Below are 11,598 nucleotides of genomic sequence, written 5' to 3' on the forward strand. Positions count from 1 at the left end.
AAAATCTGCGCGCACCGACCGCGACCGCGACACCAACGACATCGAATCAATACTGGCTGGGTGTGAATTATCAATACAACCCAGCGCTGCAACTGATTGCAGCGGCGTATCACGCGACTGTGAACCAGGGTTATGGTGATTCGAACCTGTTCATGCTGGGTGCGAACTACAGCCTGTCCAAGCGCACGTTGCTGTATGTGAGCGTTGGTACACTGAAGAACAGCTCGAAGAACAGCTTCACGATCGAGACTGGCCAGGGCAATATTGCTGGTCAAAACATGAATGCCCTGTACTTCGGCGTGAGCCACTCGTTCTGATCGTATGAGGATCCGATCATTACGGGGGGCGATGCAGCGTGACAGGCAACTGTCGGATTGTTAAAAAAAGTAGCAAGGTCGTAAAAAGAAGGCAAGTTTCGACTTGCCTTCTTTCATTTGTGCTGCCACTGTCTTTGTTTATTAGTGCAGTGGCAAATGGAGCCACTTATCCAGGAGGAAGCATCCTATGCAGGCCAGACTGATCGTTGACGGTAAACATGAACTTGGTGAATGTGCAATCTGGTGTGAGCGCAGTCAGTCTGTTTACTGGACTGATATTCAGGCGTCACGGTTATGGAATCATCGCCCTGCAGACGGCGCATTACGCAGCTGGAGCATGCCGGAGCGCTTATCGGTGTTCGCGTTGACAGCACAACCGCAGCGATTACTGATCGGCTTGGCTTCGCGCCTGGCATTTTTTGATCTGGTGACCGAGGTCATCACGCCGATTTGTGAAGTCGAACCTGATTTGCCGACGACACGCCTGAATGATGGTCGTTGTGACCGTCACGGGCGCTTCGTATTCGGCACATTGAATGAAGATAGCGAGCGTGCTCCCATCGGCAGTTTTTATCGACTTGATGCAGACCTGAAGCTGGAGCGTTTGCCTTTGCCTTCGATCGCAATTTCGAACAGTGTCTGCTTCAGTCCGGATGGCAGCCGTATGTATTTTTGCGATACGTTGCAAGGCAAGATCATGTGCTGTGACTATCATGCAGATGGCACCATCGGCGATCAACGTGTCTTCGTCGATCTGTCTGATGTGCAAGGCGGGCCGGATGGTTCCCTGATCGATGCCGATGGCTATCTGTGGAATGCGCAATGGGGGGCTGCCAGGGTCGCGCGCTATGCGCCTGATGGCAGCTTTGATCGCAGTATCTCGTTGCCGGTATCTCAACCCAGTTGTCCTGCACTCGGTGGCGCCGCATTCGATACTCTCTATATCACGACTGCCCACGAGGGCATGAATGCCACACAACGCCTCAATGAGCTTGCTGCCGGTGGATTGTTTGGGATCACACTCGATGGTATTCGTGGCTTGCCAGAGTCACGATTTGCTGGCTGAAGTGGTTGTTAATTTGCTTGCTGAGGTTCCGCATGACAGATGCAGGCGTTTTCTTTTACACTTCCGGCATCGTTTTCATTCTGGACCCCTGACATGACTTACGCCATTCCTGCTCCTGTTATAACCACTGTGCCTGTTGTCGGTGGTGATCCATTTCCGGTTCGCCGTATTTATTGCGTTGGTCGCAACTATGCTGCACACGCGCGCGAAATGGGGCATGACCCCCATCGCGAACCACCATTTTTCTTCATGAAGCCGAGCGATGCGATTGTGCCGACTGACACTGTCGTGCCATATCCTGCAAAGACTAACGATTATCAGCATGAGATCGAACTGGTCGTTGCACTGGGCAAAGGCGGTCGGGATGTTTCCGTCGAACAGGCACTGTCGCTGGTGTTTGGCTATGCGGTCGGTCTCGATATGACGCGTCGCGACATCCAAAGCGAAGCCAAGAAGCTGTCCCGTCCCTGGGATATGGCCAAGGGTTTTGATCAATCTGCACCGTGCGCACCACTAGTGCCGGTGACTCAGTCTGGTCATCTCGACAAGGGGACAATCTGGCTCAAGGTCAATGGTGAAGTGCGCCAGCAAGGCGATTTGTCAGATCTGATCTGGAGCGTCGCCGAAACCATTTCCTACCTGTCGGGACTGGTTGAGCTGTGCCCGGGGGATCTGATCTATACCGGCACACCGGAAGGTGTTGGCGCGGTGGTCAAGGGTGATCATTTGCAAGGCCATGTTGATGGTTTGCCTGCGCTGAACATCACAATTGGCTAAACATAGATAGAAATATTGCTAATTTAGCAATTGTTTGTGCAAGTTTCGCTCTTTGCTGCATCCAGACATCAAACTGTCACGGATGCAAATGGCGGAGGGCGTATAATAAGCGATTGCCCGGCAGTTTCTGTCGGGCAATCTCTGGCCTCTGGTGGCTTGTGTTGTTAATAGTACCGACAGCAATATTGATCGCCGCTGTTATCACGCAATGCCGTTGTTCCATGTTGCTCGCCGAGACCAATCTCCACCACCCGTTACCACTGAAAGTTACAGAGCCTTTTCGCGAATGTGTCAGTCGCAATCTGCTGAGCAGAACATTGTGCCGATTCACGCAGGGTTCGCTATAAACCATGCTGCCTGAAACTGCAACACCTGAAATGCCTAGCGTCCGCTTCGAGGACTTCGGCCTGTCTCCCGATATCCTCAAGGCCTTGTCGGCGCAGGGTTACACTCACCCGACTCCCATTCAGGCGCAGGCCATTCCTGTGGTGCTTCAAGGACGTGATGTGATGGGCGCGGCGCAAACAGGAACTGGCAAGACTGCTGGTTTTTCGCTGCCGATCATTCAATTGTTGCTGGCGCATGCGAGTACCAGCATGTCACCGGCACGCCATCCGGTACGTGCCCTGATTCTGACGCCCACACGTGAGCTGGCCGATCAGGTTGCTGAAAACGTCAAAGCCTATTCACGCTTCACGCCCTTGCGTTCGACCGTCGTGTTTGGTGGTATCGACATGGCACCGCAGACTGCCATCTTACGCGGCGGTGTGGAAATCGTGATTGCTACACCGGGACGCCTGCTTGATCACGTGCAGCAAAAAACTGTGAACCTGTCGCAGACCCAGATACTGGTCATGGATGAGGCTGATCGCATGCTGGACATGGGCTTCCTGCCAGACTTGCAGCGTATTATCAATCTGTTGCCCAAACAACGTCAGAATTTACTGTTCTCGGCAACATTCTCGCCTGAAATCAAGAAGTTGGCAGCCAGCTTCCAGAACAACCCGGTGACTATCGAAGTGGCGCGCAGCAACGCAACTGCCGAGCGTGTTACGCAAACCATTTACAAGGTTGATGAAGACGCCAAGAGCGATGCTGTGGCGCACATCATCCGTGAACGTCAACTCAAGCAGGTCATTGTTTTTTCGAACACCAAGATCGGTGCTTCCAAGCTGGCGCGTCAGCTTGAGAACGATGGTGTCAAGGCCTCCGCGATTCATGGTGACAAGTCGCAAGGCGAGCGTATGGCGGCACTGGAAGCCTTCAAGCAAGGTCAGGTCGAAGTACTGGTCGCCACCGATGTGGCTGCGCGAGGCCTCGATATTGCTGAACTGCCGTGCGTCATCAATATCGACCTGCCCTATAACGCGGAAGACTATGTGCACCGTATCGGCCGTACTGGCCGTGCGGGTGCTTCCGGAGACGCGATTTCGTTGTTTAGTGACAAGGATGAGCGTTTGCTCGTCGATATCGAGAAGCTGATCAAGATCAAATTTGTGCGTGCCGAGCTGACAGGTTTTGTGCCACGCCAGCGCGGTGAACGCGGAGACCGCGGTGAGCGGGGTGGTAGAGCTGACCGTGTCGAGCGTACTCCTGCGGTAAGGGATACCCAATCCTACGGTCGCAGCAACGGCGGTGCACCACGCAAGGAAAAGGTCGACCCCTGGTTCCTCAAGCCCTATGAACCCAGCGCCAGTAGCGACAGTCTCCCGGTTGCCGCAGCCAAGCCGACGAACGCCAAGGCTCCCAAGCACAAGGTGGCGGCTTTGCTGGGTGGCTTGCCCAAACGCTGATTGCCGTATCAGGCACGCACTGGCAAGCGCGCCAGTTTGCGTAGCCAGGCCGCTTGCGCCTGATCCCAGAATTTTGCCAGCGACGGTGTCGATGGCAGATCGAGTTCCAGAAACCGCGCGGCAGACTGCAGTTCTGCCAAAGGCTGTGACAGATCAAGTGCCTGCGCGCCGTTTTGCTTGGAAAGCTTTTCTCCACCGCTGTGCCGCACCAGAGGCAGGTGCAGATAAGCTGGCGCGGGATAGCCCAGTAAATCCTGCAGGTACATCTGTCGTGCGGTTGAGTCCAGCAGGTCTGCGCCACGCACCACATGGGTGACGCCTTGTTGCGCATCATCAACGACAACGGCCAACTGGTAAGCCCAGAACCCATCTGCACGTTTCAATACAAAATCACCGACTTCACTGGCCAGATGCTGAGACTGCTGTCCGAGCCAGCGATCTTCAAATTGCTGGTGCTCGCCAGACTGGCCTGTATCGGGGACTCTTAACCGCAGTGCCCGAGCTTGCTTGCCAACTGCCAGACCAGCGCGGCAGGTGCCCGGATAGATTGTCGCTCCATCAGCTGCCAGACCTAAGCGTGAATCCATGATCTCCTTGCGTGAGCAGCCGCAAGGATAGACATGTTTTTCCAGCGTCCGGTATGCTTGGCGATAGTGGTCCGTGCGCTTGCTCTGCACGAGCACCGGACCATCCCATTGCATTCCCAATTCCAACAGTGCAGTCTGGATCGCATCGGCTGCGCCGGGGATGGTACGCGTTTCATCGACATCTTCAATTCGTAGCAACCAGCGGCCGTTGTGTGCACGCGCATCCAGATAACTGGCCAGTGCAGCTACCAGAGATCCGGCATGCAGCGGTCCTGATGGGGAGGGGGCAAAGCGGCCCACATAGGGCCGTTGGGGGGACGTCGACATCATGGTGGTTGCAGGTGCGATAGGCAGGTCGCGATTGTTCCGTTTTCTTGAATTGCGTCTTCACATTGTGATGCTTACCAAGCGTTACATGAAAGCATATAGTAGAAGAGTTTTATCGCAAGGATGTTCGTCGCTTTACTGGTCGCATGCAGGACTACTTTTAACCTTTTAACCAAAGGACAATCTCATGAGCAAAATCGCTATTGTTTATCACTCCGGTTATGGTCATACCAAGAAGCTCGCCGAAGCAGTACAGGCCGGTGCCGCAGGCGCTGCAGGTACCAGCGCTGAGTTGATCGCCATTACTGCTGAAGGCACGATCACCGATGCCGAATGGGCCGCTCTGGATGCGGCAGATGCTATTATCTTCGGTTCGCCGACCTACATGGGTACCGTCTCCTGGCAATTCAAAAAATTCGCCGATGCCAGCTCCAAGCCCTGGTTCAGCCAGAAGTGGAAGGACAAGATCGGTGCTGGATTTACTAATTCGGCGACCATGAATGGTGACAAGTTATCAACCTTGCACTATCTGTTCACGTTTGGCATGCAACACAGCATGATCTGGGTCGGTACTGGCCTGATGCCATCGAACTCCAAGGCAGCGCAGCGTAACGACATCAACTATGTGGGCTCTTTCAGTGGTCTGATGGCGCAAAGTCCGTCTGATTCTTCCCCTGAGGAAGGACCGTTGCCGGGAGACCTGGAAACGGCCAAGCTGTTCGGTAAGCGTGTTGCTGAGACGGCAGCCCAGTTCAAGAAATAAATGCCAACGCAGCACACCATACTGACTTAACGAATAGCCCATCGTGCAGAGTATGCCGATGGGCTTTTCAGTCTGGTGCTGTGTATGCAGATTCAGGCAGGCGCTTGTGCCGCAGTTGTCGTGCTTGCCACTTTCACCAGCTCAGGTGCGCAGTGCGGGCAGGATTTACCGGGCACGTAGGCAGGGGAGAGCTGTTCACGTGGGGTTACGACGGCGCGACAGGCAAAGCATTGCGCGGTCGCCGTTTCCTGCAATTGCGGATTGAGCGCGGTGCGGTAGTCAAATACAAAGCAATCACCCTGATAGTGGGCACCACCGACTTCTTCGAAATACTTGAGAATACCGCCCTCGAGTTGATAGACGCTGTTGTAGCCGATGTTCTGCATGTGAATCGCCGCTTTTTCGCAGCGAATGCCACCGGTGCAAAAGGTCACCACGGTCTTGTCGTTCAACTCATCCTTATGGTCGGCGATAACCTGTGGAAACTCGGTAAATTTGTTGATGCGATAGTCGATGGTATTTTCAAACGTCCCGACATCGACTTCGAAGGCATTACGTGTATCCACCATGACCACGGGCTTGCCATTGTCATCATGTCCCTGATCCAGCCAGCGTTTGAGTGTAGGTGCATTAACGAAGGGCGCACGACCCTCTTCGGGTTTGATCAGCGGATGCTTCATGGTGATGATTTCAGCCTTGAGCTTGACCAGCATGCGATTGAACGGTTGCTTTTCGGAGAGGCTTTCCTTGACTTCGATATCGGAAAAGCGGCTATCAGCGCGCAGCCAGCTGAGAAATGCATCAATGTCATCGCGTTTGCCTGCGAGAAACAGGTTGATTCCTTCCGGGCTCAGGATGATCGTGCCACGCAGATTGTGTTGTTTGCAAAATTCCAGGAAGACCGGGCGTTTTTCAGCCGTGTCATCGAAGGTGATGAATTTGTAAGCAGCAATATTGACGTAAGATTGCGCGTCGTTGGACGTGTTTTGTTGCATGATGAAAATGCCTAAGTCTTTGAATTGACAGCATTATAAACGCCTTGGCCTGTAGTTTCCCAGATTCTGGTCGTAATCTGCCAACAATTCGTCGCTGTTGGTGAAGCGGTTGCGGGCCACCGTTCCTCTGTGCTGGCGATGGTCCACATTCTCAGTGCCCCATTCATAAATACCGAGCGGTATGTCATATAGAGCCGGTAAAATGCGAGCCTATGACTACACCGCAATTTGTACATTTAAGACTGCATTCCGAATATTCCATTGTCGACGGCCTGGTGCGTATCGACGATGTTGTCAAAGCCGCTGCCAAGGATGGCCAGGCGGCATTGGCCGTGACCGATCTGGGTAACCTGTTTGGTATGGTCAAATTCTACAAGGCAGCGCGTGGCAAGGGCGTCAAGCCGATTGCAGGCTGCGACGTCTGGATCAGTAATGATGAAGACCGCGACAAACCGACGCGTTTGTTGTTGCTGGTCAAGAGTCATCACGGTTATTTGCAGTTATGTGACCTGTTGAGTAAGGCCTGGCTGACCAATCTGCACCGTGGTCGGGCGGAGATTCGTCCCGAGTGGCTGGCACAATTGCGCCAAGAAGAAGGTGGCAATGGACTGATCGCGCTCTCCGGTGCGCAGCTGGGTGATGTTGGTGTCGCCATCGACAATGGCAACGTGGCTGCGGCTGAGCGCTGTGCGCAACGCTGGAGCGAGATGTTTCCAGGCGCGTTTTATCTGGAAATCCAGCGTTATCAACAACATAACATGGAGTTGCAGGTACGCCAGACGGTGGCGCTGGCAGCCCGTTTGCAGTTGCCGGTCGTGGCCACGCATCCGATTCAGTTCCTTTCAGCTGATGAATTCATTGCCCATGAAGCCCGGACCTGCATCGCCGAAGGCGAAATTCTGGCCAACGCACGGCGCGTCAAGCGCTTCAACGAGCAGCAAAACTTCAAGACCCAGGCTGAGATGGCAGCCTTGTTTGCGGACTTGCCCGGCGCCATCCAAAACACGATCGAAATTGCCAAGCGTTGCAGCCTGACGCTGACTTTGGGCAAACCACAGCTGCCTAACTTCCCGACGCCCGATGGCATGACCATTGATGATTTTCTGGTAGCGCAGACCAAGCTTGGTCTGGAGGATCGACTCAAGCATCTGTACCCTGACGAAGCTCGTCGGGAGAAGGAACGGCCGCGCTATGAGGCACGTCTGAAGTTCGAGAATGACACCATCATCAAGATGAAATTTCCGGGCTACTTCCTGATCGTGGCTGACTTCATCCAGTGGGCCAAAAACAATGGCGTACCGGTTGGGCCGGGGCGTGGTTCTGGTGCTGGTTCGTTGGTGGCTTACAGTCTCTCGATTACCGATCTGGACCCGCTGGAATACAACTTGCTGTTTGAGCGCTTCCTCAACCCTGAGCGGGTATCGATGCCCGACTTCGATATTGACTTCTGCCAGGAAGGGCGTGACCGCGTCATCCAGTACGTCAAGGACCGTTATGGCAAGGAGGCGGTCTCGCAGATCGCTACCTTCGGTACCATGGCAGCCAAGGGTGCTGTGCGTGACGTCGGTCGGGTACTCGATCTGGGTTACAACTTCTGTGACGGTATTTCCAAGCTGATTCCGTTCAAGCCGGGTAAATTGGTCACGCTGGCCGATGCGATCGAAGAAGAGCCGTTACTCAAAGAGCGGCTGGACAACGAAGAAGAAGTCAAACAATTGATGGGTCTGGCGCAACAGGTCGAAGGTATTGCCCGTAACATCGGTATGCATGCCGGTGGCGTGCTGATTGCTCCCGGCAAGCTGACGGATTTCTGTCCGCTGTACACCCAGGGTGGTGACGCCGGCGTGGTCTCGCAGTACGACAAGGACGACGTCGAAGCCGTCGGTCTGGTCAAGTTCGACTTCTTGGGACTGACGACACTGACCATTCTTGATAGGGCGGTCCGCTATATCAAAATGCTGGATCCCGAGATGGCGGATTTTGATCTGGCCAAGCTGCCGCTCAATGATCGCGCTTCGTACGATCTGCTGACCAAGGCCAAGACGGTCGCCGTATTCCAGCTGGAAAGTCGCGGCATGCAAGGCATGCTCAAGGATGCACGGCCAGACCGTTTCGAAGACATTATTGCGCTGGTGGCGTTGTACCGTCCGGGTCCGATGGATCTGATCCCTGACTTCTGCAAACGTAAGCACGGTGAAAAATTCGACTATCCGGATCCGCGTACCGAGGGCATCCTGTCCGAAACCTACGGCATCATGGTGTATCAGGAGCAGGTGATGCAGATGGCGCAGGTCGTCGGAGGCTACTCGCTGGGTGGCGCCGACTTGCTGCGACGGGCGATGGGTAAGAAGAAGGCCGAGGAAATGGCGCAGCATCGCCAGATCTTCCGCGAAGGTGCTGCCAAGGATGGTTTGTCTCAGGAAAAGGCCGACGAAATCTTCGACTTGATGGAGAAGTTCGCCGGCTACGGTTTCAACAAATCCCATGCCGCAGCCTATGCCTTGCTGTCTTACCACACCGCCTATCTCAAGGCCCATCACCCCGCCGCGTTCATGGCAGCCAACTTGTCGCTGGCCATGGACGATACGGAAAAGATCAAGATTCTGGTCGAAGATGCCGTTGATATCTGCGGATTATCGCTGTTGCCGCCCGACATCAATCTCTCCGATTACCGCTTCATACCGGTCGGTGAGCCGGGCAAGAAGGCAGTCCATATCCGCTATGGGCTGGGTGCGGTCAAAGGTTCCGGACAGGGCGCGATCGAAGCCATCATCGCTGCACGCAAGGATGGACCATTCAAGGATTTATTCGACTTCGCCAAACGCGTCGACAAGCGTCAGATCAATCGCCGTACGGTTGACTCGCTGATTCGCGCTGGCGCTTTTGACTGCTTCAGTGTCGATCGGGCGATTTTGCAGGCGACGGTCGGTCTGGCCTGGGAAAATGCTGAGCAGCTTGATGCAGCGGCCAATCAGGTAAGTCTGTTCGGTGGTGATGACAGTGATCTGGAAGCGCCGCTGGAATATGTGCAGGTTCGCCCGTGGACTGACAAGCAGCGCTTGACTGAAGAAAAGACCGCGCTCGGCTTTTATCTGTCGGGGCACTTGTTTGATGCCTATGAAAAAGAAGTCCGGCAATTCGTCAGGACCAAGATATCGAATCTTGAGCCTGGACGTGATCCGCGTTCACTGGCGGGTATTATCGTCGGCATTCGGGTGCAGATGACACAGCGCGGAAAACTGCTGATCGTGTCACTCGATGATGGCAGCGCAGTCGCTGACGTAACGGTCTATAACGAGTTGTTTGAGCCCAACAAGGCTTTATTCAAGGAAGACGAATTGTTGATTGTGCAGGGCAAGGTATCGGAAGACCGTTTCAGTGGTGGTTTGCGGATTTCCGCAGAGAAGGTGATGGATATCGGCGCCGCACGTATCCAATACGGTCAGCGTGTCGTGGTGTCCTTGTCCAGAGAGATTGAGCCCTCGTATCTGCGCGATACCTTATCGACCTACCGTCAGGAGCAGGGCTTGCCGTTCGTGATGAAGTACGTCAAATCGGGAGTCGGTTGCGAGGTGGTCTTGGGGGATGCCTGGCGTGTGGTGCCAAGTGATGGACTTCAATTCGCGTTACGTGAATCGTTTGGGCAGGAAGCCGTTGTAGTGGAGTACTAAGAGTGAATAACAAGTTGAAAAATATGACGTTAAAAGAAGTACGTTCGCCGGTAAAGTGGATTGCAACATTATTGTTTTTATATCCACTGGTTGCGTTGACGGTGCATGACGCAGGTAATGGTATTTACTATATTCTGGCCTTGATTGCCCTGATTATGTTGATATTTTGCCGCCAGCAAAACGATTTCCAATTTTTGAATTTGCTTAAAGACTATTGGCCATTGCATTTAGCCTTTGCTTCGTCTGTCTTGGCTGTTTTTTTAAATCAGCTGTCGAGCGGCAATTTCGCATTCAAATATTACGACCGAGGTTGGCGGCTTGCCCTGTTCCCACTTATTTTCTGGGTGGTTTTAATAGTTCCACCTGACCGTCTCCGGGTGTTGCGCTGGAGTTTCTTTGCTGCGACCCTCATCGTAATGATCAAGGCATTTATTTTCACCCAGGGTGGTCAATTCAGGTTTGGAAATATAGGTTTTCTCTCAATTATTGCCTATTCCGATATCGCTATGTTAACGGGCGTCCTGAGCCTCTTGTCGCTTGTTGCCGAGACTCGTCAACGCAAGAGCGTCGTTTTTCTCATGGTCCTCGCATGTATTGCAGGCGCTTATACCAGTGTATTGACAGCAACCAGAGGAGGTTGGGTTGCTGCGCTATTATATTTGTTCTTCCTTCTGACTGTCTCTCCGATCACCTGGCGAAAAAAAATTGGCTGGGTCGCTGGAGTATTTCTGGTGGTAATGGTGATGGTCTCATTTAATCAGCAGGCGCGGACTCGCCTCAATGGGACACAATCTGATTTGATCAGCTATTCAGAAGGAGAGGGGCGCGACACAGCAACTGGGATTCGTTTGCAGTTGTGGGGAGCTGCGCTGAAGCTTTTTTCGGAGCATCCTATATTCGGTATTGGCCGTGAGAACTATGGGCCAAGTATCAAGGCAATGGCGGAGCGGAAAGAGGTGACGAAAGAATTAACGACGTTGGCACACTCCCATAACGAAATCTTTTTCAATATGGCCATCTCCGGCATATTTGGACTTCTTTCCACCTTGTCACTTTATATTGTCCCTGGTTATTACTTCGTGAGTGAGCTTAGGAGTAAGTCGTCGCAGGTCAGGGCTGCAGCGCAAGCTGGGTGTATTGTTGTGATTGGTTTTTTTGCTTTTGGGCTGACCGATCTAATGTTCTTCTGGACAGTTCTTTGTGGTTACTACGTGATCTTGATTTCAATTTTTTTGGCAATGATCATCAAAGCAGGAAAACAGGAAGAAACGGGAGGAGTAGTTTTTCCTCCCGCCTAATTTG

General features: G+C 53.4%; 9 protein-coding genes. 7 read left to right on the forward strand and 2 right to left on the reverse strand.

Going from position 1 to position 11,598, the window contains the following annotated elements; genetic code table 11:
* The 4 genes from FHW66_RS18845 to FHW66_RS18860 form a co-directional block, all read left to right on the forward strand.
* Positions 1–317, forward strand: a 317-nt coding sequence (locus tag FHW66_RS18845; protein WP_183381376.1) for a porin, incomplete at its 5' end; no start/stop codon positions are given.
* Between the two features lie 187 nt (positions 318–504).
* A complete protein-coding gene (locus tag FHW66_RS18850; RefSeq protein WP_183381377.1) occupies positions 505–1,383 on the forward strand; it encodes an SMP-30/gluconolactonase/LRE family protein in 879 nt (292 codons plus the stop codon).
* A gap of 93 nt (positions 1,384–1,476) precedes the next feature.
* Entirely contained in the window at positions 1,477–2,160 is a 684-nt protein-coding gene (locus FHW66_RS18855; protein ID WP_183381378.1) for a fumarylacetoacetate hydrolase family protein, read from the forward strand.
* Between the two features lie 350 nt (positions 2,161–2,510).
* Entirely contained in the window at positions 2,511–3,953 is a 1,443-nt protein-coding gene (locus tag FHW66_RS18860; RefSeq protein ID WP_183381379.1) for a DEAD/DEAH box helicase, read from the forward strand.
* An 8-nt stretch (positions 3,954–3,961) separates the two neighbouring features.
* On the opposite strand, the gene gluQRS is transcribed toward FHW66_RS18860, so the two are convergent.
* A complete protein-coding gene (gene gluQRS, locus FHW66_RS18865; protein ID WP_183381421.1) occupies positions 3,962–4,867 on the reverse strand; it encodes a tRNA glutamyl-Q(34) synthetase GluQRS in 906 nt (301 codons plus the stop codon).
* Between the two features lie 187 nt (positions 4,868–5,054).
* Between gluQRS and FHW66_RS18870 the strand changes: the two genes are divergently transcribed.
* Entirely contained in the window at positions 5,055–5,630 is a 576-nt protein-coding gene (locus FHW66_RS18870) for a flavodoxin family protein (protein ID WP_183381380.1), read from the forward strand.
* 92 nt (positions 5,631–5,722) lie between these two features.
* On the opposite strand, the gene FHW66_RS18875 is transcribed toward FHW66_RS18870, so the two are convergent.
* Complete coding sequence (locus FHW66_RS18875; protein WP_183381381.1) at positions 5,723–6,625, reverse strand: sulfurtransferase; 903 nt, start codon at positions 6,623–6,625, stop codon at positions 5,723–5,725.
* A gap of 212 nt (positions 6,626–6,837) precedes the next feature.
* On the opposite strand from FHW66_RS18875, the gene dnaE reads away from it, so the two are divergent.
* Both dnaE and FHW66_RS21295 read left to right on the forward strand, forming a co-directional pair.
* Positions 6,838–10,296: a DNA polymerase III subunit alpha gene (gene dnaE, locus FHW66_RS18880; protein WP_183381382.1), complete on the forward strand. Its 3,459-nt coding sequence runs from the start codon at positions 6,838–6,840 to the stop codon at positions 10,294–10,296.
* A 2-nt stretch (positions 10,297–10,298) separates the two neighbouring features.
* The gene (locus tag FHW66_RS21295; RefSeq protein ID WP_183381383.1) at positions 10,299–11,594 is read left to right on the forward strand and encodes an O-antigen ligase family protein; all 1,296 of its coding nucleotides are present in this window, start codon (positions 10,299–10,301) and stop codon (positions 11,592–11,594) included.
* Positions 11,595–11,598 lie beyond the last annotated feature (4 nt).

The sequence above is a fragment of the Herbaspirillum sp. Sphag64 genome (genome assembly GCF_014192645.1).
In the GTDB taxonomy this organism is placed as follows: Bacteria; Pseudomonadota; Gammaproteobacteria; order Burkholderiales; family Burkholderiaceae_D; genus Herbaspirillum.

Bases quoted from the DNA above. Each gene is read 5' to 3' on its own strand.
- FHW66_RS18850 (WP_183381377.1), top strand. From the start codon at position 505: ATGCAGGCCAGACTGATCGTTGACGGTAAACATGAACTTGGTGAATGT.
- FHW66_RS18875 (WP_183381381.1), bottom strand. From the start codon at position 6,625: ATGCAACAAAACACGTCCAACGACGCGCAATCTTACGTCAATATTGCT.
- FHW66_RS18855 (WP_183381378.1), top strand. From the start codon at position 1,477: ATGACTTACGCCATTCCTGCTCCTGTTATAACCACTGTGCCTGTTGTC.
- FHW66_RS18860 (WP_183381379.1), top strand. From the start codon at position 2,511: ATGCTGCCTGAAACTGCAACACCTGAAATGCCTAGCGTCCGCTTCGAG.
- gluQRS (WP_183381421.1), bottom strand. From the start codon at position 4,867: ATGTCGACGTCCCCCCAACGGCCCTATGTGGGCCGCTTTGCCCCCTCC.
- dnaE (WP_183381382.1), top strand. From the start codon at position 6,838: ATGACTACACCGCAATTTGTACATTTAAGACTGCATTCCGAATATTCC.
- FHW66_RS18870 (WP_183381380.1), top strand. From the start codon at position 5,055: ATGAGCAAAATCGCTATTGTTTATCACTCCGGTTATGGTCATACCAAG.